Genomic DNA, 23477 nt, shown 5'->3' with positions numbered 1-23477 from the left:
TATGAAAACAACAATATATAATAAAATAAAATTACCAAAATATGCGACGGTATTACTACTCACGCTTATCTGCTTTACAAGCACCATACAGGCACAAAAGGCAATTACCAATACACCAGTTATAAAAACACAAGCCGATATAGACTGGGAAGAATTAATTGATGTTATGTCTAATTTGGGGACTGGTTATCAGGCTTCTAAAAAGGGGGATGTTATAGAAAGGCGAAGATATATGGATGAATTGATGAAAAATCGCTCAAGACTAGTAAAAGTATTTTGGGACAAATACCCAAAAGATACACGTCGTGGTCAGGCTTTATCCATGTTTTTTAGTCCCTATGCAGAACCTTCGTTTATATCGAAAGTAGTTTCTGATAGTTTAAAAGCGGTTATAGCTATCATTCCTTCAAAAGATTTTAAAAGAGCTTTACGGTTAGTACCTGTAGATGATATAGCATATAAACAATGGCGACAAACAGGGGATGATATGGTGAGTAGTGTGCTTAATTCCAATGTAGATATGGAGACTAAAGCAGTTGCCGAATTTCAATTGATTAAACGTGAGCTCAATCATGCTTTGAAGTTAGATCAAAAATTAATAAAAGAAAAATCAGAAGCTAATTATTGGAACCGTTTTGAAGTACAATATTGGCAACACATCTGTTTACGATTAGAACGTTTTGTTAATAAATATGCCGTATTGGAAATAGTCTCTGAATGTGTTCAAAGTGTTTTAGGATTTATCAAAAATTATTCTGTAACTGCTTCAGATACCTATTGGCATTATTTTTATGAGACCACGGGGACTCATAATACATTAGCAGACCAAATAGGTATTAAAACTTTGCATAAATTGGCGAGTGAAAATATAGCCGCTATAGAGGCTTTAAAAATAATGGACCATGCTAAGCCTCTAGACATAACATTTACAGCTATGGATGGTAGCCATATAGATCTTGCTACTATGCGTGGTAAAGTCGTACTTATTGATTTTTGGGCAACTTATTGTGGGCCTTGTATTAAGGAAATGCCGCATGTTAGAAAATTATATGATAAATACCGTGATCAAGGCTTTGAAGTGATTGGGATTGCTGCCAATGACGATGCTGCCAAAAGTGGTATACAGGATATCCTTAAAAAGACTGGAGCCAATTGGCCACAACGTTTAGACAAGGGATCACAGGCTTCTGTAAGCTTTCACGCCTTGTATAAAATTAAAGCATTACCTACAGTATGGTTGTTAAATAAAGAAGGTGTTATTGTAGACACCAATGCACGTGGCGCAAGGCTAGAGCCATTGATTCGTAAATATTTAGAGTTAGAAGAAGAATAAAAAACAATAATAACCGAACTTATGAAATCAATTTTTAAATTAGTAATTGTATTTTTCTTTACCTCGATAGCATTGTCTTGCAGTGAAGAAGATAATGATATTACGCAATTAGCAACTATTAAAGTCATCAATATTATTAATGGTGTGCCTCGTGTCATTGTTAAGACAGGTACTAACCCCATTCAATATGCAACAACAGAGGCAAAAATAGATTTCAATGCTTTCTCAAATTTCACTGTTAAAGCAAGTATTAATAGTGAAGTAGAAGTTGTTTCAGAAAGTGATACCTTAAACCCGATTTATTCTGAATCATTAAATTTAAAACCAGGAATTCACTCACTATATCTTTATGGATTTTCGGGCAGCGAAGAGGGCCTTTTAATAGAAGATAATGTTAAACAATTTACAGACAGTCTTGTAGGGGTTCGATTTGTAAACTTGTCTAAAACTGCAGGACCGATAGATATTGAGGTTCCAGAAGAAAACACTATTAGTGTTTCTGGATTGGATTTCCAGTCTGCTTCTGATTATATAGCCTTTCCAGCTAAGAAAGCAGATGGTAGTTATACCTTTGAGTTTAGAGGTCTTTCAGGTAATTTATTATCCAGATTTACCCTAGACCCTTTGGATATGGATAATATTAACAAAGATGTATCAACTAAGAAGAATCTAACACTGGTTTTGCGTGAATTAGATTTTGGATTTCCATTCGGAGTGAGAAATACTGTGATACGGATTAATAATTATTAAGTCTTATTAAATAATTATGATTGTTTGAAAAGTTGTTAACTAAATTTCTTTTCGATTTTTTTAATTGATTATACTTCCACATAAAAAACTAATGCGATACACAATAAGGCATGGTTGAGATGTCGTATCATATGTGTTAATTAATTATTGGTGTTTCGTAGCTCAAGAGCTACTATGTCTAACTTGTGAAAGTTTGTAACTTTTTTGATAACAGGGCTGGCATTGAGTTTGCCGAAATACTAATTTTGCTTAAAAGAGGTAGGTTCGATCATATAAATTATAACCTAAAAAGCGTTATAGATCTGCCTCGAAGATTATTGACTTTAATGTGCTTTATAATGCAAACTTGTAAAACATGGGTTTACTAAAAAAAGAGGCTGCCTGAAGAGCAAATATCAATGTCATATTGAGTACTTCGACATGGCTCAACGCATATTCTGTCTAAATATTTTAACTTTTTTGATAATCAATACTGGTTTCGACAAGCTCAACCTGGCAAAGTAAATCACAATCACTTTTCAGACAGCATCTCTTTCTCTAATACCCTTGCCATTTATACAAAAGAATATTACAAGAGGTATGTGTTCGAGCTTTGAATAGTTGGCGGTCAATACCATTTACGTTAATTGTGCAAAGCTCTTCTGCGACTTCTTCTTGACAACAAACATCCTGTACCTCTACACAAGGTTGACCAATACCGTTTTTGTAGAGTGCTATAGTGATTTTAGTGGCATCCTCTTCTTTCTCAGCCACATCATTATTAGCAGAAGTTAAAGCAAGTGAAGCCATGATAGCTAACATAAGTGCAAAAGCAGGAAAAACGGTTTTAAAAATTTTAGATTTCATGATATAGATATTTAAAAAATTAATGACCTACTCTATTTTACAGGTTTTCGGTCTTAGTCCTGACTGCAGTATTATTTATCGGAATGCTAGTGTGTGTGTTCTAAAGTCTAGTATTCTAGAGTTTTTGTATTTGAGCCGTTAAAACGGAAGGCTTTATTCCCTTTGAAGTGACCTCTCAGCTTATAAATAATGCTATGATTATAAATAAGAATTAGATGAAACCTAATGGATGTTTAATACTTCCTATGAATATTAATAAATAATGTGAATCTTGCTTAAGAGTTCAAGATGTCACTTCGAGTGAAATTCTGGAAGAATTTTGTATCGAGAAGCTTTTTTGGGCGAAAATTTACTTGCCTGCCTAAAGGTCGGCAGACAGGTTTTCGATACGATTTTTTGCAAAAATCACTCTAACTGACATAAATTTTCTTATTCAAGATTCACGTTCAAGTTGTTTATTAATATTACAAAGGTGCGGAATAAAATTTATTTAAAAAGGATAAACACTTGCATAAGAAGGATTTGTTAGTAAAACTGCATTTTGAGCACCAAATTTGTCTGTACAGAACCTTCTGGGTTAAATTTAGGATAAATGTTTTTGGTATCTGGTAGTGTACCTTATATTAAACCCACTTAATGCATTGGAAAAACGATTACAGCATCCAGCTACTGCAAAGTATAGCGCTTTGCTACATTTTTAAGTTTCACCTAAGCGGTGCTAAGCAAGAACTTATAAAATATCATACTTTACTGTATCTGAAAACTTCATCAAGAAGTTCCAATGCATAAAGTGATTTAAAACCTATTATAAAATAGTGGTTCAAAAAAATCTTTTTCCTTGAAAAAAAATATTTTCATAAAAACAATTCAATAAGATGTAAATAAAGAATTTAGGTTTTAATCTTAAACCTTATATCTAGTATCTTTTTCCTTGTTTATCGATAAGATTAAGATATCATAAAAACAGTCAGATATAGCCCTTAAAATAAGTGTAAACCGTAAAGTAGAAAAGTTATAATAAAATATCTTTTAAATTATACCACCCGTTTTTTTGGAAATGTTGTGTTAACAAGAACAGTCTAAAGTAACCTAAAATGAATAATTTCGTTAAAATGAAGGTGTTTTCAACAACAACTACAACAAGAATTTTGCTAATTAAAAATACTATTCCTCATCATTTAGGAAAACTTAGATCGTTCAAAACTAACCAAAAATTAAACTAACTAAATTATGAAGAAAGCGACATGCCTTTTTGCAATACTAACACTTGTTATTAATATAGTTGGAGCTCAAACTCAAACAGTATTTGATTTTGACACCAATGCAGAAGTTAACGGAAACGATATCACCGAGACCATAAATGGTATTACACTTACCGTTTCAGATGCCGGGATCTCTTTATTTGATAGCGGTATAGGATTTGGAGGTGTTACAGGAAATGTGGTATTATCAAGCGGAACAACGACTTCAGTGACCTTTAGCTTTAATCGTGGCGTAGCCATTAATTCCATTATACCAATAGATGTAAATGGTACGAATACAAATTTAACCTTTACTCCAACAGGAGGTGATAATTCACCAGTTACGGTATTACTGGAAGGTGGAGCAGCACCAGAAGAAACAGTAGCTTTAAACTGGGTTAACGTAACATCGTTTACGGTATCATCAATGGGAAGTATACAATTTTTATTTGATGACCTATCAATATATGCCATCAACGATCCCAGTGTATTTGATTTTGATACGAATGCAGTAGATAACGGGAACACGATCACCGAAACCATAGATGGCATTACCCTTACAGTTTCAGATATAGATATTTCTTTACATGATAATGGTTCAGGGGTTGGAGGAACAACTGGAAATGTCGCATTATCAAGCGGATTAACAACTTCGGTTACCTTTAGCTTTGATCAGGCTGTAACCATCAAATCCATTATACCAAGAGATGGGTTTGGTACGAATGAAAATTTAACCTTTACCCCGACAGGAGGTGATAATTTACCAAAAGTGGTACCACTTACAGGTGGAGCGGCAGGAACAGTGGCTTTAAACTGGATCGATGTGACATCCTTTACGGTTTCAGCACCAGGAGCTTTAGAGTTTTTGTTTGACAATCTATCAATCCATAGGTTTGATGACCCCACTGTATTTGGATGGGAAACAGCAGTAGATAACGGTAACAATGTCACAGAGATTATAGATGGTATTACAGTGACATTTAAAAATGATGATAGTACACGTGCTGGTGATACTTTTGTGACAGAAGGCCTTGGTTGGAAAGGTATTTTTGATAATATTCTTGGTACAGGTAGTAGTACTTCGGTGACCTTTACCTTTGATAAAACGGTTGATATTTATTCTGTTTTTCCATTAGAAGCGGCTGAAGCTAATATAAATTATACCTTTATTCCTACTGGGGGGAATAATTCCCCAGTAGTGGTATCTTTAGTGGAAGGTGTTGTTCCAGGAAATACCGTATCCTTAAGTTGGACAGGTATTACAGCCTTTACGATAACATCACCAATTAATACACATTTTCGGTTTGATAATTTGTCAGTATCTCTATCAACATCATTATCTGTTGAAGAAGTGAATAGGTCTGAAAAAGCAAGAGTATACCCTAATCCGGTAGAAAATATGCTACATATCAAAAATATATCGGATTTAAAATCGATTCAAATGTATAATAAATTAGGGCAATTGGTATTAGAGAGTAAAAAGCAAAGTATTGATATGGGCAATTTATCAAAGGGACTCTATTTTTTACAGATACATACCCGTCTAGGTACAGAAACTAAAAAAGTTATCAAGAAATAGTCATCGTCGTGGGATCGAACGTTTCAAAAATTGCTTACAGTAGAAATTTTTAGTGAATGGATTAACTTGCTGCTAGTTGACTCAATCATAAAGTTTTAGCAAACTTATGAAACATGAATTCATTAAAAAAGTGCCCAAAAAAGGGCACCCTTTTCTAATCTTTGAAAAGATTATTCTTGTGGGCCCTCCCATTCATATAAAAGAACAGTACAAGAGGTTTGTGTTTCAGTCATAAATAATTGACGATCAACACCTTGAAGTGAAATTGTGCAAGGCTTGTCTTCTACAAATTCAACTTGACATGAAACAGGATTTACCAGTACACAAGGGTTGCCAAGACCATTTTTGTAGAACGCTGTAGTAATTTCAATAGTAGTGTCCTCAGCCACATCATTATTAGCAGAAGTAAAAGCCAGCGAAGCTGTGATTGCTAACATAAGCGCAAAAGCCGGTAAAACGATTTTAAAAAAATTAGATTTCATAATATAGATATTTAAAAATTAACGACCTACTCTATTTTACAGGTTTTCGGTCTTAGCCCTGACTGCAGTATTGTTTTCTGGTATTCCAGTATGTTTTTTTTATTTTTGGTCATCCGTCTTTTGTTTTTGTGCCATAATGGTAGACGGCGGTTTCTGTTTAAAATGATCACCCAGTTGATAAGTAACCATATGGTTCCCAATAAGGCCTATAAATTTATCATGAAGCACAAAGAACGATTTTAGTTTATTTTCATCTATATCTTCCACATAAAAGCTAAATTCATAGCGATCTTTCTCCATATTATAGACATCGATAAGCGAAGACTGTTCCCATAGCACAAGCGACTCCGATTGTCCCAGCCTTCTGGAGTTTATAAAAAGATAATCTCCAGAGGTGGCACTGTTTCTATTCACGGTAAGGGCAGGCGCGGCCATTTTATGTTTGTTTTTAGAAGCAATAGTACCCACTTGTATTTGTGCCTGGCTAATGGTATCTATGGTCTTACCAAGAAATTGAAGTTGGAGACTATCATTAGCCACGATATATTGATTACGATAACGGTAAGTATACACCATTTGCTTCCGCTGTTGATTGTATTGAAGCATGCCATCGACATCAAAAAGTCCATCCACCTGTTTTTGTAAAAGCTCATGGGAGAGTCTCATAGTAGCCGAGTCTTCAAGTTTTATAGTCCCTAGTACAAACTCATTCGTTTTATTGCTAATAGCCCGAATCGCCAAAGTGACCGAGTCTATAGGCTGTGCATTGGTAAAATAAAGGGGATCATCCAGCATGGAATGTGCCTTCCAGTCTTTAGTATTCCCTCTAAGAATATAAGGAATGGTCCCATCGGTTAAAAAGAAGTAAGGTGGGACCACCCGAAGCTGAGGCGAACGCATGGGGAGGCTATCCTGATCCATAGATAAGTGAATCACCTCTTTACTTTGAAGGGCCGAGTCTACAACCGTCAGAAATAAAGGCGATCCTGGGCTTCCCAGATAGATTTGTTCCTGGTCTGCGCCAGCAATATAATACCCATTATATTCAAGATCCAGTTCATGGATTTTCTCAGGGGAATTATAAAGAAACCCCCGTTTAAAACTATTATCCCTAGTAATACTTTTTTTAGTAAAAACAAACAAAAGAGCCATAAGCCCAATACTACCAATAGTACAGAGCAAAAGAGATCCATAAAGCTTTTTTAGAGTCATAAGGAGGCATATTTAGGGGTGATATAATTTTTTTGTTCGTTTAGGATAAGGATACCGATAAAGGCCAGAATAACAAAAGCGATGTTAAAGAATAGATGCTCTGTCCATCCCATTTTTTCGAGTACCCCGCCACAAGAACATGGGATATCATTACTAAAATTTAAAATAATAAAGATATAGGCCGTAAACATGACCATGAGGTTAAAGGCAGCAAACATTCCCAAGAGTTTAAAACGGGGAACAAGTAAAAGTAGGGCAATGAGTATTTCAAGAGAAGGGATTACCAGAGCAATAATACTCGCAAAAGGGGTTAACATGGCAGATTGTCCAATCTGGATCTTAAATTCATCAAAGACCAATAGTTTACTCATGGCCGCATATACAAATAAGAGTATATAGAGAAAACAAATAACTTCTAACAGAGCGTTTTTATACTTACTATTAATTTTCATAACGATAACAAATGAATTGTTTAAGAACCTTACAAAGGTGCAGGATAAAATTTATTTTAAATGGATAAAGACTTGTCTAGGAGGGATTTGTTTTTGGCATGAAGTTTTGTGTATAAACTTATAAGGCAAGAATTTAACTAAAAAAGGTGCCCAAGACAGGCACCTTTTTACTGATATATTTGAAAAACTATTCAGGCAATTGACATTTATATAAAAGCGTAACACAAGAGTTCTGTGTTTGAATCAAAAATAATTGACGATCAGTACCTGATACTTGAATTGTGCAAGCCTGGTTCTCTACGAATTCAAGTTGACATAAAACAGGAGTTACCAATGGGCAAGGTATACCAATACCATTTTTGTAGTAAGCTGTAGTAATTTTAGTAGCATCTTCAGCCATATCATTATTAACAGGTGAAAAAGCAAGTGAAGCAGAGATCGCTAATATTAAAGCAAAAGCAGGAAAAACGGTTTTAAAAATTTTAGATTTCATAACAAAGATATTTAAAGATTAATGACCTACTCTATTTTACAGGTTTTCGGTCTTCTCCCTGACTGCAGTATTTAGAAATAAAAGTATAAACAGGAAACACATAAATTCTAATAAACGCTTTTATGCTTAACTATGAATTTTCATAAATTTAAGGTACGAGATAAGGTTTATTTTTAATGGATAAATACTTGTTTAGGAGGGATTTATTTTTAACATGAAGTTTTAGCTCACAAGCTTGAAAAACATGGGTTGCACTAAAAAAAGATGCCTGTCCAAAGCACCTTTTTGTTAATATTTGAAAGATTAATGCTCTTCGTATTCGTACAATAAACCATTACAAGAGGTCTGTGTTCTGGTCTTAAATAATTGGCGGTCAATACCACTTATATTAATAGTGCAAAGTACTTCTGCGAATTCAACTTGACAGCAAACAGGAGTTACAAGTTGACAAGGCTGACCAATACCAGCCTTGACGTAGGCTTTAGTGATTTTAGTATGTTCTTCCTCAACCACATCATTATTAGCAGACGTAAAAGCAAGTGAAGCCGTGATAGCTAGCATAAATGCAAAAGCAGGAAAAACGGTTTTAAAAATTTTAGATTTCATGATATAGATATTTAAAGATTAATGACCTACTCTATTTTACAGGTTTTCGGTCTTAGTCCTGACTGCAGTATTATTTATCGGAATGTCAATTTTTTTAAGTTTTGTTTTTTGTTACTGGATTTTAAGTCTTGAACCATTATGAGAGATGACGGTTCTTGCTTAAAACTCTAATTAGTAACAATATGACTACTAATAAGCCCTATAGAAAAGTGTCATTAAAGATATAATACTCAATGAAACGTATACAAATAAGAGTATGAACAGGAAACACATAAAATCCAATAGACGTTTTTGTACTTCCCATGAATATTAATAAATAACAAGTTGTATATTAATATTACAAAGTTGCGGAATAAAATTTATTTAAAAAGGATAAACACTTGCATAAGAAGGATTTGTTGGTAAAACATCATTTTGAGTACCAATTTTTGCCTTTACAGAACCTTCTGGGTTAAATTTAGGATAAATGTTTTTGGTATCTGGTAGTACCTTATATTAAACCCACTTAATGCATTTGAAAAACGATTACAGCATCCAGCTACTGCAAAGTATAGCGCTTTGCTATCACCTAAGCGGTGCTAAGCAAAAACTTATAAAATACCGTATTTTATTGCATCTGAAAACTTCATCAAGAAGCTCCAATACATAAAGAGGGTTAAAGCCTATTATAAAATAGTGGTTCAAAAAAATCTCCATCCTTGAAAAAAAAATATTTTCATAAAAAAATTCAATAAGTTGTAAATAAAGAGTTTAGGTTTTTAATGTTAAGCCTTATATCTAGTGTCTTTTCCCCTTGTTTATCGATAAATTAAGGCGTCATAAAAACAGTTAGATATAGCCTTTGCAAATAAGTATAAATCGTAAATTAGAAAAGTTAGAATAAAATACCTTTTAAATTATACTACCCGTTTTGTTTTTTTATTGTTATAACAAAAGAACCTAGTAATTAAAAAAGTTCAAATTTTGAATAGTTTAGATTAATAGCAGCACTCTTAAACTAACTAAATTATGAAGAAAGCGACATGCCTTTTTGCAATACTAACACTTGTTATTAATATAGTTGGAGCTCAAACTCAAACAGTATTTGATTTTGACACCAATGCAGAAGTTAACGGAAACGATATCACCGAGACCATAAATGGTATTACACTTACCGTTTCAGATGCCGGGATCTCTTTATTTGATAGCGGTATAGGATTTGGAGGTGTTACAGGAAATGTGGTATTATCAAGCGGAACAACGACTTCAGTGACCTTTAGCTTTAATCGTGGCGTAGCCATTAATTCCATTATACCAATAGATGTAAATGGTACGAATACAAATTTAACCTTTACTCCAACAGGAGGTGATAATTCACCAGTTACGGTATTACTGGAAGGTGGAGCAGCACCAGAAGAAACAGTAGCTTTAAACTGGGTTAACGTAACATCGTTTACGGTATCATCAATGGGAAGTATACAATTTTTATTTGATGACCTATCAATATATGCCATCAACGATCCCAGTGTATTTGATTTTGATACGAATGCAGTAGATAACGGGAACACGATCACCGAAACCATAGATGGCATTACCCTTACAGTTTCAGATATAGATATTTCTTTACATGATAATGGTTCAGGGGTTGGAGGAACAACTGGAAATGTCGCATTATCAAGCGGATTAACAACTTCGGTTACCTTTAGCTTTGATCAGGCTGTAACCATCAAATCCATTATACCAAGAGATGGGTTTGGTACGAATGAAAATTTAACCTTTACCCCGACAGGAGGTGATAATTTACCAAAAGTGGTACCACTTACAGGTGGAGCGGCAGGAACAGTGGCTTTAAACTGGATCGATGTGACATCCTTTACGGTTTCAGCACCAGGAGCTTTAGAGTTTTTGTTTGACAATCTATCAATCCATAGGTTTGATGACCCCACTGTATTTGGATGGGAAACAGCAGTAGATAACGGTAACAATGTCACAGAGATTATAGATGGTATTACAGTGACATTTAAAAATGATGATAGTACGGATCCTAGAAATACTTATGTATATGACGGTCTCGGTTTTAAAGGTTCATCTGGTAATGTTCTTAAAACAGGTAGTAGTACTTCGGTTACCTTTACCTTTGATAAAGCGGTTGATGTCTATTCTGTTTTACCTGTAGAGGGGCATGGTTGGGACAGAGATTACACCTTTACCCCAACTAGCGGTAGCAACTCACCTGTAGTGGTGCCCTTAGTGGGAGGTGCAGCTCCGGGAGGCACAGTAGCTTTAAACTGGAAAGATATTACAGCCTTTACAGTTACAACAACATCAAATGTAGCTTTCCGATTTGATAATTTATCAGTATCTCTATCAGAATCATTATCTGTTACAGATGTAGATAGGTCTGAAAAAGCAAGAGTATACCCCAATCCTGTAAGAAATACGTTATATGTTAAAAATGTACCAGATTTAAAATATATAAACGTATATAATAATTTAGGACAGTTGGTATTCAAGAGTAAAAAGGAAAGCATTAATGTGAGTCATTTATCAAAAGGACTCTATTTTTTACAGATACATACCAGTTTAGGCATGGAAACTAAAAAGGTTATTAAAAAGTAAGTAGAGGAACATCCAGTGGTACAGTTTGTGGTGTTGGTATCGCGTGATACCTTTTTAGTGAAAGGGTTGCAGATAGCCAACTATTAAGTTTTATTATGCAAATTTATAAAATATAAGATTCACTAAAAAAAGGATGTCTAAAGAAAGACACCCTTTTCACTAATCTTCGAAAAGATTATTCTTGTAGTTCATACAAAAGAACAGTACAAGAGGATTGTGTTGGATTCTGAAATAATTGACGCTCAACAGTATCTATTAAAACTGTGCAAGGCTTGTCTTCTACAAATTCAACTTGACATGAAACAGGGCTTTCCTCTACACAAGGGTTACCAATACCATCCTTGTAGTACGCTATAGTAACAGCATCCTCCTCCTCAGCCACATCATTATTAGCAGAAGTAAAAGCCAGCGAAGCTGTGATTGCTAACATAAGCGCAAAAGCCGGTAAAACGATTTTAAAAAAATTAGATTTCATAATATAGATATTTAAAAATTAACGACCTACTCTATTTTACAGGTTTTCGGTCTTAGCCCTGACTGCAGTATTGTTTTCTGGTATTCCAGTATGTTTTTTTTATTTTTGGTCATCCGTCTTTTGTTTTTGTGCCATAATGGTAGACGGCGGTTTCTGTTTAAAATGATCACCCAGTTGATAAGTAACCATATGGTTCCCAATAAGGCCTATAAATTTATCATGAAGCACAAAGAACGATTTTAGTTTATTTTCATCTATATCTTCCACATAAAAGCTAAATTCATAGCGATCTTTCTCCATATTATAGACATCGATAAGCGAAGACTGTTCCCATAGCACAAGCGACTCCGATTGTCCCAGCCTTCTGGAGTTTATAAAAAGATAATCTCCAGAGGTGGCACTGTTTCTATTCACGGTAAGGGCAGGCGCGGCCATTTTATGTTTGTTTTTAGAAGCAATAGTACCCACTTGTATTTGTGCCTGGCTAATGGTATCTATGGTCTTACCAAGAAATTGAAGTTGGAGACTATCATTAGCCACGATATATTGATTACGATAACGGTAAGTATACACCATTTGCTTCCGCTGTTGATTGTATTGAAGCATGCCATCGACATCAAAAAGTCCATCCACCTGTTTTTGTAAAAGCTCATGGGAGAGTCTCATAGTAGCCGAGTCTTCAAGTTTTATAGTCCCTAGTACAAACTCATTCGTTTTATTGCTAATAGCCCGAATCGCCAAAGTGACCGAGTCTATAGGCTGTGCATTGGTAAAATAAAGGGGATCATCCAGCATGGAATGTGCCTTCCAGTCTTTAGTATTCCCTCTAAGAATATAAGGAATGGTCCCATCGGTTAAAAAGAAGTAAGGTGGGACCACCCGAAGCTGAGGCGAACGCATGGGGAGGCTATCCTGATCCATAGATAAGTGAATCACCTCTTTACTTTGAAGGGCCGAGTCTACAACCGTCAGAAATAAAGGCGATCCTGGGCTTCCCAGATAGATTTGTTCCTGGTCTGCGCCAGCAATATAATACCCATTATATTCAAGATCCAGTTCATGGATTTTCTCAGGGGAATTATAAAGAAACCCCCGTTTAAAACTATTATCCCTAGTAATACTTTTTTTAGTAAAAACAAACAAAAGAGCCATAAGCCCAATACTACCAATAGTACAGAGCAAAAGAGATCCATAAAGCTTTTTTAGAGTCATAAGGAGGCATATTTAGGGGTGATATAATTTTTTTGTTCGTTTAGGATAAGGATACCGATAAAGGCCAGAATAACAAAAGCGATGTTAAAGAATAGATGCTCTGTCCATCCCATTTTTTCGAGTACCCCGCCACAAGAACATGGGATATCATTACTAAAATTTAAAATAATAAAGATATAGGCCGTAAACATGACCATGAGGTTAAAGGCAGCAAACATTCCCAAGAGTTTAAAACGGGGAACAAGTAAAAGTAGGGCAATGAGTATTTCAAGAGAAGGGATTACCAGAGCAATAATACTCGCAAAAGGGGTTAACATGGCAGATTGTCCAATCTGGATCTTAAATTCATCAAAGACCAATAGTTTACTCATGGCCGCATATACAAATAAGAGTATATAGAGAAAACAAATAACTTCTAACAGAGCGTTTTTATACTTACTATTAATTTTCATAACGATAACAAATGAATTGTTTAAGAACCTTACAAAGGTGCAGGATAAAATTTATTTTAAATGGATAAAGACTTGTCTAGGAGGGATTTGTTAGTAAATCTCTCTAGATTTCACATCGAGAACACTCAAAATTGCAAGTTGAACTTGTAGGCAGATTAATTCTGCTCCTAAGCTATCGGGGTTAATGCAGACTTATGCCTCCTAATATTCTTGTGTTCATATCTCGAGCCTTGAGACCAGAAAAATATTATAAAGACTATTTAATCTGAGTCTTACAAATAAACACAAACTATAAACAGACAATAAATAAACAGAAAAGGTGACCATTTCAGACACCTTTTCGCTTATACTTAAAAGATTATTCTTGGTATTTATACAACAAAGTAACACAAGAGGGCAAAGCCTGTATTTTAGTAAAAAATAATGCGCGATCAAGGCCATTTATATTAACTGCACAAATCTGATCTTCTACAAATTCAAGTTGACAGGAAACAGGGAATAACTGTAAACAAGGGTTTTGAATACCATTTCTGAAGTACGCTGTACTAACTAAAATACCATCCTCAACCACATGATCATTGGCAGGTGTAAAAGCAAGTGATGCAGTGATAGCTAACATCAAAGCAAAAGCCGGTAAAACGATTTTAAAAATTTTAGATTTCATAATAAAGATATTTAAAAATTAATGACCTACTCTATTTTACAGGTTTTCGGCCTTAGCCCTGACTACAGTTTGATTTTTCAATATTTTGGTGTTTGGTATTAGGTATTTAATTTTATGCTTTACACCTTTTATTCTGGTTTTTCAGGAAGTAAAAAATTTAAGGTGAGTTCGATATAAAAAAGAGTAGGTATTAAAGTCGAATCTTCTTTATTAATAAAAAGGTATAAAATAAGTGTCTTTTCTCTAAACCTTTGCAAAAGAGATTATGGTCTCTTAAATAGTACAATGTTACATTGTAACTTATCTCTACCATATATTTGATGAGTCATACCAGATATTGTAGCAGTACAAACTGGATTAAATACGGTATCATCACAATCAACCAGAGATACAGAGATACAGTTAAACCCGTCAGAACCATGATAATACCCTTTAGTATTTACAGTATCCTCATCTATAGCATTTTTAGCAGCGATAAAAGCAAGAGAAGTTGTGATGCCCAGTATTAATGTAAAGGTCGGCAAAACGATTTTAAAAAGTGTTGTTTTCATAAAAAATGTATTAAGCAGTTAATATTTTGTTTTATGTCTTAATCCTGATTTACAGGTATTCCATTTTTTGCAAAAAGAGGCTAAAAATGAAAGGTTTTAAATAAGCATAATTATAGGTGAAAAAAATTATTTTAAAAGGATAACTACTTGTATTAGAAGGATTTATTGATTAAATTCGATTTTGAGATATTTATATAACGCACTCAAAATTGTGAGTTAAACTAATGTGAACTATCGAAATACTGAAACGAGTTTAGTACAAGAGAGTTTAGTAAGCCAAGCATAAATTCAGGATAAATGTTTCAGTAGTTTAGGAGCTGAGGAAGTCTTATTTTTTGGTATTAATATTTTAACTGATTTGGTTGAATCATACTGATTGCCGATACAGTGCAGAATCTTATTTTCAACACTATCTAAAAAAATTAAGAAAAGATTTTGCTCTAGCTTTATTTGAGAACTTTTATAGTATAAACATAAACTAGAGTCATAAATTACTAGACTATTATAAAGTAATAAGAGGAAGCTTGTCTAAATGAGATAAAGATTCATTCGATTTTATTTGTTTAATCAAATCATCTCTTTCAATACCAAAGGCACTAGATAGGTAGTGAAGCTGTGTTTTTTCTCCTGTAGAATCCTTAGGTGTTGTAAAAAAACAATGCCAGTGCTCCCCACAATCTATAATTCTGGCCACCGATTTAAACTCTTTTTTAGAAAATTCAGAGATATATTGACTTAGGGTATACCCAAATTCATGATAAGCGGTAAAAATAAAAGAGGTTAAAGTTTCTAGGGGAAGCAAGAACCCATCGAGTAATTTTTCCTGGTCTTTTTTCTTATCCGTTTTTAAAAGCTGCATTAAATTTTCTGGCACTTTCATTATTTGAAATTCACTTTTTAGTTTTAACCAAAGTAAATGGGCACTTTTAAATATTTCATCACTTGTCGTAGTAAGCTCTTTTTTGCCAGTCATTTCCTCTTGAGTAACCCCGTTTAAAATCATTTGCTTTATAATAAAGTCATTTCCGTATTGTTTAATAGGGTTTTCCTTTTCGAATTCTATGTCGTCAAATACCATGAGTTCCTTATTAGTTTTTTTATGTGTAGCTACGCGTTGTATCATTATTTTTTTAGATTGAGGGCAATTACTCACAAAAATCGGAAAGAAAACTTAACTTAAAAGGATAATAAATTGCCTGAGAGGGATTTGTTAGTCCACGCCAATGGCGTGGCAGGAAGACTCAACTTTAAGCGTGTCCACAAGACACGCTTAAAGTTGCAAGCCGAACTAATCCCGCTTTTGAGCGGGATCTCAAAAACACAATCACAAACTCAATCTGTACTAAACTTGCTTGTGCTGAATTAAAAACTGGGTAGATTCATTTGATAAGTAAATTTAGGACAACCGCAAATTAATACTACCCAGCTTAGGGGGACTTTAATAAGTATATTTAAATTCGATTACAAATGTAGGAGTCGAGAATTAATTGACTAGGATTAAAAGTTGTCTAAGAGGGATTAAGTTTGATTGAATTTAAATAATACTAATGATTTACTTTTTTGAGCAACGAGTGATTATATGATATCTCCACTTCGAATAGTTATCAGAATTTTTAAAGCGATTTAATGATATAATAAATAGTACCTAATTGTCAGGTCGAGTGTTTTTGAGGAACGATGAACATGTATCGAAACCCAATTACAAGTAGCAATCATGATGAGTTCTCGATACATTCCGATGAAAAATCGGAACACTCGAACCGACAGGAGAGTATAAAAGCGCATCTCGCAGTCATGTCGAAATGAGGTACGATTGAGACATCCCATCAGAATGAACAAGTTTGTGATAATTCTTAAAATATAGAAGATTTCAGAGTGTTAGGAATAGCTTAAAAGAAGAAACAGATTATATGATTAATTTCAGCTACGCTCAATCTCCAGAATCCCTATAAAAAAGGTGATCGGGCGCAACCGAAATTAGATATCAGACTCAGCAAAGATCGCAGATAAGATTTAACTGTAAAGGATTAAAACTTATCCGAAAAGGATGTCTTAAAGCCTTGATTTAGTATTGTATACATTAAAAAAGGGCACTTATATATAGGAATATATTTTCTTAGTTTTTAACTTTATAAAAAAGGCAGTGTTTAGAGTTAAAACTTAGTAAGCTATTTTAAGAAGAATCAAGTTGCGAGATTTATATAAGCTTTTGTTTCGGCTACGCACAATCGGAAGAAATCCTATGAAGAGGTGACTGGGCGCAACCGAAGTCAAAAAGACAAAAATTACTAACCGCAACAAATATCGTTGATAAGATTTAACTTAAAAGGATAAAAACTTATCCGAAAAGGATGTCTTTTTTAATCTGAGATTTGATATTATGTGAATTTGATTTAAAAAAAAGAAAGAAGTTATTTTTTTGTTTCGGCTACGCACAATCGGAAGAAATCCTATGAAGAGGTGATTGAGCGCAACCGAAGTCAAAAAGACAAAAATTACTAACCATTACAAATATCGAGGATAAAGTTTAATTTAAATGGATTAAAACTTACCTGAAAAGGATTTAAAGACAACATGTTTACTTCATCGTAAAGAGTGTGAGACTGACCAAAAAACGTTACAATTTAACGTGTCAGGTCGAGTGTTTTTTAATGAACGATAAATATGTATCGAGACCCAATTACAAGTAACAATTATGACGAGTTCTCGATACATTCCGATGAAAAATCGGAATAATCGAACTGTAAGGAGGATATAAAATTGCATCTCGTTGTCATGTCGAAATGAGGCACGATTGAGACATCCCATAAGGATAGGTTTGCAGATTATTTTAATATAGAAGATTTCGGAATGCTAGAAATAGCTTAAAGAAGAAACAGGCCATATGATTATTTTAGTTCTTTTTTCTCTGGTAATAAGTAGGTTTCGGATAATCAAAAGTTTTATGCGATTTCTCACATTCGTTCGAAATGACAAGCGATTAAAATTCAGTATTTTAAAGCGCAGAACCAATATTACATCTCGCTGTCATGTCGAAATGAGGAACGATTGAGACATCCCATAAGGATAAGCTTGCAGATTATTATTAATATAGAAGACCTCGGAATGTTAGGAATAACCTAGAAGAAGAAACAGGCTATACGACTATTTTTTAGCTTTTACAGTCGTGCCTCCTTCTAGAATGAACAAAGCAAATTATTTTGTTCATTCATCTCTAGTTTTATTAAAAAAATAACCTATTAAAAATTATTAAACTTCCAACTAAAACGTAACATAAAATACTGTTTAAGAACGGTACTTTGAGAATCTCGTATATAGTTTTGAGTTGCAATACGTCTTGCGTTGGTATTTTGATTTAATAAATCATAAATTTTTAAGGAGAAAGTTCCATGGTCTTTAAACATAGTGTAGGCCAGGGTTGTATTCCAAAACCAGGCACTTTTTTGAAACCCTTCTGCAACATTTGGATTATAATTAAAACTAATGTCGTGCCGCCACTCAAAGTTTTTAGGAACAAATGTTGTTATTTGCAGTCCAGCTGAATGATTGATGAACTCCTGGTCTTCAAAATTGTCTAGATCAAACGTGGTTTTATTAAATGAAAGTCTGTAATTGGGTACCATCATTATCACGTCATCCCAGGTAAAAGTGATACCTGCATGTGGTGTTAGCGCAGTATTGTTTGAAGCGTATTGTACTTCATTATTAAAGTTAACGGTTCTATTAGTACTTGCAGACAGACCAATGTTATATTTTAGTGTTTTTAAACTGTCTATTTTTATCGTTTTATTATAACTTCCGCCAGCGCTTAAGTTATAACCACCATCCACATTTGCATAGCTTGTGTTTCGTACAAAATTGGTATCAATAGTGGTTTTAGTAACCACTTGATTGTTGCTTAAATTAGCATAGACGTGGCTAAAGAAACCGTTACGTTTTTGAAAGTTGAATGTATTATATCCAAAATAAAAACTATGGGTATTTGTGGGTTTTAGATTTGGATTGCCCGTAACCGTATTCAACGGATTTGATACATCCTGAAAGGGTTGGAGTTGGGATAATTGTGGAGGAACATTATCTAAACCATAGCTGGCATATATATATGATTTGGGATTAAATTGATACTGAAAATTCGATCGTAATTCTACAGTTTCAAAATGACGAGCTAAACTTAATTGAGGCCTTAAAAAATCGTTGTTCTGTAAGGTTCTAAATACATATCCTGCTTCAGAACTAACAGACCACTTTTCTTTTTTATAAGTAAACCTTAAGGCAGGTGTACTTCTTTTGTTTATATATTCAAAATCGGTGCTTAGGGCTTCATTGAATAGGGTGAAATCTTGAGTGTCTGGATCAAAATCGAAAGTACTTCTTATGTTTTCCTGTTTGTCATACTGGTAATTAAATTTAAGGTCTAAAAATAAATTATTAACCATTAATGGCCACCTGAAAAAAGTGCTTGTATTAATGCCTTCTGACTTTTGGTTACCATCTGTAAATTGATCTCTACTAATAGTTTCTGGATTGTCTCCAAAAATGGCAGCTTCAGAATTTAAAAAATCATCAGATTCTCTAACACCATACTTATTTGAGATATTAAGTCTTAAATAGGCTCCTTTTCTACCAAATCGTTTTGTAATATTTAAGTGGTTATTAAAACTTTTGTTTAAAGTTTCTGAAAATGAAGATGAGCTGGATTGATTTGTTAAAGTATTTTCTTCATCTTGAGAGGCTTGACTTGCGGAAGTTTCAATTTTGTTTTTGGAGGTATTAAATGAAGGATTCACGTTGATTAAAAGTGTAGAGTCTATTTCGATATTGAACCCCAATCGAACGTCATGGTTATCTCCTTCATTATATGATTTTGAGTTGGAATTGGAATTATATCTTGAATCTGGAAGAATATTTATCTGTTGTATGGTGCTCTCATTTTCTGTACGACTATTAGAGAAAAAATAATTGGCAGAGATATCGCTCTTTTCTTTTAGTTTATCGACATAATTGGCTCCATAATTTTGAGATTCAATAATACCTCGCCCACTAGTAAGGCCACCACCAAAACTGAATCCAGGGGAATTGATGTTATTTCCTCCAGCAAGGATACTAATGCGCTGGTCGTTATCAAAAAGATTAAGCATACCGGCAAATTCATAACGCTTATCCGTTCCAGTGCCAGCTGCTACTTGTCCAAAAATCCCATCATTGTTTTCCTCTTTTATAACAAGATTAATCGTTTTTTTCTCCTTGTCTCCTTCGTCTCCTGCAAAAGCTTCAGCCTTAGTTTTTGTATCTGTAATTTGAATATTCTCAATAATTTCTTTACTTAAATGTCTGGTTGTTATAGTGGGGTCATTACTAAAAAAGGGCTTCCCGTTTACCAAAATATTATCCACTTCTTTCCCATTAATAGTTATTTTCCCAACTTCATTAACATCTACTCCTGGTAACTGCTTTAATAAATCTTCAACATTGGCATCTTTTTTAGTTTTAAAAGATGAAGCATTAAATTTTAAGGTGTCTTTTTTGATGACTACGGGAGGGCTAACTTTTATTAAAACTTCCTCTAAGGCATTAAGGTCTGTTTTTAGGCTAATAGCATTTAAATGAATAGTCTCCTGATCTAAATGAATAGTTTGATGATAGGTTTGATATCCAACATATGAGATATAGAAATTTAAACGTTTATCCGATGTTTTGCCTTCTAAATTAAATCTACCATTTTTATCTGAAATAGTATAGGTAACTAATGAACTATCCTTAACCCGTTCTAAATAAATAGTTGCAGCTTCCAAAGCTGTTTTATCGGCTTCTGCTACTAAAGTTCCAGAAATTTTAAACGGTTTTGTTTGTGCAAAAGATACTGTTAAGTAAAGCACTGTAAATACAAAAAAACAATATTTCACATGTTTTAAATTTTAGTTCATTGCTTGAGAATGAATCAATTTAGGAATATAAAATGAGTAGAGGTATGTTACTTTCAGATTAGACTTTTTAAAGGTTAGTAACAAAGCGTGTCGCATTATACAGAGCTTTGAAACGTATCTTTGCTTTTTGATATGTATGTTGATTTTTGACCCCATACGGCAAGTCCTTAAAGAGGAAGTTGTTTTGTCTATATGTAATGAAATGATTATCAATTTTTGTGATATGAATTAATTGTTGAGCATTGGAAAATTTGTCCTTTTCAAGTTCAGTTACGCTCAACATCCATAATCCCAATGAAGATGAAAGGGCGCAACCGAAGTTGAAAAGACAACTAACTAACTAACTAACAACTATAGAGCAAATATCGATGATAAAACTTAACTTAAATGGATTAAAACTTATCTGAAAGGGATGTTGTGTAGTTGACAGTTGATAGGCTTGCCTGATGGTCATTTCTTAACGATTACCCTAAACCCTTTTCAGAAATCATTGTTAAATCTAACTTATATTACAAAGAATCCTCATTATTTGATCGTTTTCTTAAATCTCTTGGTGTATACCCATATTTTTCCTTGAAAGCTTTAGAGAAATGAGGAGCACTTATAAACCCTGTTACATGTGCAACTTCTTTTATAGAAGTATCTGTATGTTGGATCAACACGCTGGCTTTTCTTAACCGTTCATTTATTAAAAAACGGAATACTGTTTGTCCGTATAATTGTTTAAATCCATACTTTAGTTTGTATTCATTGGTTCCAAAAGTATGTGCTAATTCTATTAGTGGAGAAAGTGGTTTATCTAAGTTATTTATAATGTGATCATGTACTTTTCTGATTTTTCTAATATCAGTAAAACTTAGATTTAATGGTTTGCTTTTACCAGTAATATTGGTAAGATTGGCTGTTTTGTTTTTATTGGAGTTTACAGTTTTTCGTAATTCGGTCTCCCTTTCTGTACTGTTTTTAATAATTTCTATTGATGTGACTACAATTCTCTCCGATTGATTAACCCCATCAATAAATTTACTAACTAGACAATTTGTTGTTAAAATTAACTTTTGTTTAGTCCTAAAAGACAGCATAATAAATTCCTCATGGGCATCCAGATTGGTTAGGACTAACTTAGATTTTAAGCCACTCCATGCTAATTTTGAATCTTCAGTTAAGAAAGTAGAAAATGCTTTTTCTTGTAATTCGTCATCATCAAAAAGTAGCATTTGTTTTATACGCGCATTAAAGGCAACAATAGTATCGTTAAAATCTAAAACAAAGAACATTTGAACCAAATGCTTGTAAGTTTCGTTTAGATTTGCATAGCCTTGATGAAGAAAAGAAGCTTTTATTTCTTCAAATGTCATATTAACCAATGCAGTCAGTGCTTCGATATCGTCATCCAGGTTGGATCTTTCAATTTTATATGCAAAATTCCCACTGGCAAATTCCATAAGCATGTTATGGATTTGTTCTATTCTTTCTTTATTAGTTTCGTCATCGTTCATGAATATTACTTTATAGGTTTATTTAATGTTCAAGGGGGAATTATTTTAATTAAAAAATAACATAGGGAGCAAAAATTCTATAAGGTCATATTAATTAGGATTATAGTTATTAAGAAATTCTAAAGCCTCTTCTTTATCGGCAAACGTTTCAATTATAAAAGCTGGATTATTAGCTTTGATAAAAAATTGGGACAATATGTTTTCTAATGGGCTGTTCACTAATAAAGCTGCAGCTTTAACCAAGACGGAACCTTCCATGGCAAAGTAATTTCTCGCACTTCTATCAGTGCTTTTTATACCTCTTACATCAGTAAGCATTAAAAATGATTTACCTTGTTGTAGTGAGAGTCTGTCTTCTACAATTTTCATGGCTGCAGGCTCGTCTAAGGAGACTCCATTTTTGTATGTGGTATATAAAATGTTTTCTTCTATCCAAAACTTTGCATATTCATTTTCTTTTACGTTTTTTGTCATACTATTTAAGATTTAGAGGGTTTAAATAAAAATTTTGCATTAAATTTAAATAGATGTACTAGCATTGTTTTTATTGATTTAATAATTATTAAAGGGGTTTAACTATTGTATAAACAGGAAAAATCAAAAATTATTTTACTTGTAAAAGCAGCGCATGTAAAATCTGTAACGGTTAATAATTATTCATCAACATGATTATTTAGGAATTTTAAGGCCTCTTTCTCTTCAGTAAATACCTGAGTTGTGATGGTTGGATTACTGGTTTTAATATAAAAACCTGATATGGTACTAGACAATGGATTGTTAACTAATAAGGCTACAGCTTTAATTAAAGTAGAACCTTCCAGAGCTAAATAATTTCTTGCGCTTTTGTTTATCTTTTTAATACCTCTCATATCACAAAGGATTAAAAATGCTTTTCCTTGTTGCAGTAAAAGTCTATCTTCTACGACTTTCATAGCTACAGATTGGTCTATAGAGATTCCATTTTTGTAAACAAAATGAAGAATGTCTTTTTCGATCCAAAACTTTGCGTACTCATTTTCTATATGGTCTATCAAATTGTTTTAAAATTTAGGGGTTTCAAAATTTTTATTCTTACTTATCTATACATAAATTATGTTGTTTTACTCTA

Annotated in this window: 20 protein-coding genes; 4 read left to right on the top strand and 16 right to left on the bottom strand. The window is 33.5% G+C overall.

The features are described from left to right. Nucleotide 1 precedes the first annotated feature (1 nt). Together Q4Q34_RS03785 and Q4Q34_RS03780 are read left to right on the top strand one after the other, a co-directional pair. The gene (locus Q4Q34_RS03785; RefSeq protein WP_303318438.1) at nt 2-1333 is read left to right on the top strand and encodes a TlpA family protein disulfide reductase; all 1332 of its coding nucleotides are present in this window, start codon (nt 2-4) and stop codon (nt 1331-1333) included. A gap of 21 nt (nt 1334-1354) precedes the next feature. After that, nucleotides 1355-2083: a hypothetical protein gene (locus Q4Q34_RS03780; RefSeq protein WP_303318437.1), complete on the top strand. Its 729-nt coding sequence runs from the start codon at nt 1355-1357 to the stop codon at nt 2081-2083. A gap of 537 nt (nt 2084-2620) precedes the next feature. On the opposite strand, the gene Q4Q34_RS03775 is transcribed toward Q4Q34_RS03780, so the two are convergent. Then, nucleotides 2621-2929, bottom strand: a complete 309-nt coding sequence (locus Q4Q34_RS03775; RefSeq protein WP_303318436.1) for a DUF6520 family protein — start codon at nt 2927-2929, stop codon at nt 2621-2623. Between the two features lie 1230 nt (nt 2930-4159). Between Q4Q34_RS03775 and Q4Q34_RS03770 the strand changes: the two genes are divergently transcribed. Beyond that, a complete protein-coding gene (locus tag Q4Q34_RS03770; RefSeq protein ID WP_330444583.1) occupies nt 4160-5749 on the top strand; it encodes a T9SS type A sorting domain-containing protein in 1590 nt (529 codons plus the stop codon). 170 nt (nt 5750-5919) lie between these two features. Here the strand turns inward: Q4Q34_RS03770 and Q4Q34_RS03765 are convergent, their stop codons facing one another. The 5 genes from Q4Q34_RS03765 to Q4Q34_RS03745 form a co-directional block, all read right to left on the bottom strand. After that, a complete protein-coding gene (locus tag Q4Q34_RS03765; RefSeq protein ID WP_330444582.1) occupies nt 5920-6231 on the bottom strand; it encodes a DUF6520 family protein in 312 nt (103 codons plus the stop codon). A 99-nt stretch (nt 6232-6330) separates the two neighbouring features. Next, nucleotides 6331-7110 carry a hypothetical protein gene (locus Q4Q34_RS03760; RefSeq protein ID WP_330444579.1) on the bottom strand — a complete coding sequence of 260 codons (780 nt, stop codon included), beginning with the start codon at nt 7108-7110 and terminating at the stop codon, nt 6331-6333. Between the two features lie 329 nt (nt 7111-7439). Continuing rightward, a complete protein-coding gene (locus tag Q4Q34_RS03755) occupies nt 7440-7895 on the bottom strand; it encodes a MauE/DoxX family redox-associated membrane protein (protein ID WP_303319226.1) in 456 nt (151 codons plus the stop codon). Nucleotides 7896-8082: 187 nt separating this feature from the next. Beyond that, entirely contained in the window at nt 8083-8388 is a 306-nt protein-coding gene (locus Q4Q34_RS03750) for a DUF6520 family protein (protein WP_303319223.1), read from the bottom strand. 303 nt (nt 8389-8691) lie between these two features. Then, on the bottom strand, nt 8692-8994 hold the full coding sequence (locus Q4Q34_RS03745; RefSeq protein ID WP_303319224.1) for a DUF6520 family protein: 303 nt from the start codon (nt 8992-8994) through the stop codon (nt 8692-8694). A gap of 1008 nt (nt 8995-10002) precedes the next feature. Between Q4Q34_RS03745 and Q4Q34_RS03740 the strand changes: the two genes are divergently transcribed. Further along, nucleotides 10003-11592, top strand: a complete 1590-nt coding sequence (locus tag Q4Q34_RS03740; RefSeq protein ID WP_330444581.1) for a T9SS type A sorting domain-containing protein — start codon at nt 10003-10005, stop codon at nt 11590-11592. A 175-nt stretch (nt 11593-11767) separates the two neighbouring features. Here the strand turns inward: Q4Q34_RS03740 and Q4Q34_RS03735 are convergent, their stop codons facing one another. From Q4Q34_RS03735 to Q4Q34_RS03690, 10 genes are all read right to left on the bottom strand, one after another. Next, the gene (locus Q4Q34_RS03735; protein WP_330444580.1) at nt 11768-12067 is read right to left on the bottom strand and encodes a DUF6520 family protein; all 300 of its coding nucleotides are present in this window, start codon (nt 12065-12067) and stop codon (nt 11768-11770) included. Nucleotides 12068-12166: 99 nt separating this feature from the next. Then, a complete protein-coding gene (locus Q4Q34_RS03730) occupies nt 12167-12946 on the bottom strand; it encodes a hypothetical protein (protein WP_330444579.1) in 780 nt (259 codons plus the stop codon). Nucleotides 12947-13275: 329 nt separating this feature from the next. After that, nucleotides 13276-13731, bottom strand: coding sequence for a MauE/DoxX family redox-associated membrane protein (locus Q4Q34_RS03725; protein ID WP_303319226.1), 456 nt, complete (start codon nt 13729-13731; stop codon nt 13276-13278). Between the two features lie 358 nt (nt 13732-14089). After that, nucleotides 14090-14395, bottom strand: coding sequence for a DUF6520 family protein (locus Q4Q34_RS03720; RefSeq protein ID WP_303319149.1), 306 nt, complete (start codon nt 14393-14395; stop codon nt 14090-14092). A gap of 263 nt (nt 14396-14658) precedes the next feature. After that, nucleotides 14659-14946 (bottom strand): DUF6520 family protein, encoded by a 288-nt coding sequence (locus Q4Q34_RS03715; RefSeq protein WP_303319148.1) that lies wholly within the window; start codon nt 14944-14946, stop codon nt 14659-14661. A gap of 502 nt (nt 14947-15448) precedes the next feature. Next, nucleotides 15449-16069, bottom strand: coding sequence for a hypothetical protein (locus Q4Q34_RS03710; protein WP_303319147.1), 621 nt, complete (start codon nt 16067-16069; stop codon nt 15449-15451). A 2116-nt stretch (nt 16070-18185) separates the two neighbouring features. Beyond that, nucleotides 18186-20849 carry an outer membrane beta-barrel protein gene (locus Q4Q34_RS03705; protein ID WP_303319146.1) on the bottom strand — a complete coding sequence of 888 codons (2664 nt, stop codon included), beginning with the start codon at nt 20847-20849 and terminating at the stop codon, nt 18186-18188. 530 nt (nt 20850-21379) lie between these two features. After that, on the bottom strand, nt 21380-22369 hold the full coding sequence (locus tag Q4Q34_RS03700) for a helix-turn-helix domain-containing protein (RefSeq protein ID WP_303319145.1): 990 nt from the start codon (nt 22367-22369) through the stop codon (nt 21380-21382). Nucleotides 22370-22459: 90 nt separating this feature from the next. Next, nucleotides 22460-22843, bottom strand: a complete 384-nt coding sequence (locus Q4Q34_RS03695) for a DUF7793 family protein (RefSeq protein ID WP_303319144.1) — start codon at nt 22841-22843, stop codon at nt 22460-22462. Nucleotides 22844-23022: 179 nt separating this feature from the next. Beyond that, nucleotides 23023-23403: a DUF7793 family protein gene (locus Q4Q34_RS03690; protein WP_303319143.1), complete on the bottom strand. Its 381-nt coding sequence runs from the start codon at nt 23401-23403 to the stop codon at nt 23023-23025. Between the last annotated feature and the right edge of the window lie 74 nt (nt 23404-23477).

It is taken from the genome of Flavivirga abyssicola, from assembly GCF_030540775.2.
GTDB classification, from domain to species: Bacteria; Bacteroidota; Bacteroidia; order Flavobacteriales; family Flavobacteriaceae; genus Flavivirga; species Flavivirga abyssicola.
Note: the sequence above shows the minus strand (reverse complement) of the source record. Positions and strands in the feature narration are given on the sequence as shown.

What these genes read in the sequence shown, in the direction of transcription:
- Q4Q34_RS03785 (WP_303318438.1), top strand. Translation starts at nt 2, where the DNA reads ATGAAAACAACAATATATAATAAAATAAAATTACCAAAATATGCGACG.
- Q4Q34_RS03710 (WP_303319147.1), bottom strand. Translation starts at nt 16,069, where the DNA reads ATGATACAACGCGTAGCTACACATAAAAAAACTAATAAGGAACTCATG.
- Q4Q34_RS03770 (WP_330444583.1), top strand. Translation starts at nt 4,160, where the DNA reads ATGAAGAAAGCGACATGCCTTTTTGCAATACTAACACTTGTTATTAAT.
- Q4Q34_RS03695 (WP_303319144.1), bottom strand. Translation starts at nt 22,843, where the DNA reads ATGACAAAAAACGTAAAAGAAAATGAATATGCAAAGTTTTGGATAGAA.
- Q4Q34_RS03720 (WP_303319149.1), bottom strand. Translation starts at nt 14,395, where the DNA reads ATGAAATCTAAAATTTTTAAAATCGTTTTACCGGCTTTTGCTTTGATG.
- Q4Q34_RS03740 (WP_330444581.1), top strand. Translation starts at nt 10,003, where the DNA reads ATGAAGAAAGCGACATGCCTTTTTGCAATACTAACACTTGTTATTAAT.
- Q4Q34_RS03775 (WP_303318436.1), bottom strand. Translation starts at nt 2,929, where the DNA reads ATGAAATCTAAAATTTTTAAAACCGTTTTTCCTGCTTTTGCACTTATG.
- Q4Q34_RS03755 (WP_303319226.1), bottom strand. Translation starts at nt 7,895, where the DNA reads ATGAAAATTAATAGTAAGTATAAAAACGCTCTGTTAGAAGTTATTTGT.
- Q4Q34_RS03765 (WP_330444582.1), bottom strand. Translation starts at nt 6,231, where the DNA reads ATGAAATCTAATTTTTTTAAAATCGTTTTACCGGCTTTTGCGCTTATG.
- Q4Q34_RS03700 (WP_303319145.1), bottom strand. Translation starts at nt 22,369, where the DNA reads ATGAACGATGACGAAACTAATAAAGAAAGAATAGAACAAATCCATAAC.
- Q4Q34_RS03780 (WP_303318437.1), top strand. Translation starts at nt 1,355, where the DNA reads ATGAAATCAATTTTTAAATTAGTAATTGTATTTTTCTTTACCTCGATA.
- Q4Q34_RS03745 (WP_303319224.1), bottom strand. Translation starts at nt 8,994, where the DNA reads ATGAAATCTAAAATTTTTAAAACCGTTTTTCCTGCTTTTGCATTTATG.
- Q4Q34_RS03715 (WP_303319148.1), bottom strand. Translation starts at nt 14,946, where the DNA reads ATGAAAACAACACTTTTTAAAATCGTTTTGCCGACCTTTACATTAATA.
- Q4Q34_RS03750 (WP_303319223.1), bottom strand. Translation starts at nt 8,388, where the DNA reads ATGAAATCTAAAATTTTTAAAACCGTTTTTCCTGCTTTTGCTTTAATA.
- Q4Q34_RS03725 (WP_303319226.1), bottom strand. Translation starts at nt 13,731, where the DNA reads ATGAAAATTAATAGTAAGTATAAAAACGCTCTGTTAGAAGTTATTTGT.
- Q4Q34_RS03735 (WP_330444580.1), bottom strand. Translation starts at nt 12,067, where the DNA reads ATGAAATCTAATTTTTTTAAAATCGTTTTACCGGCTTTTGCGCTTATG.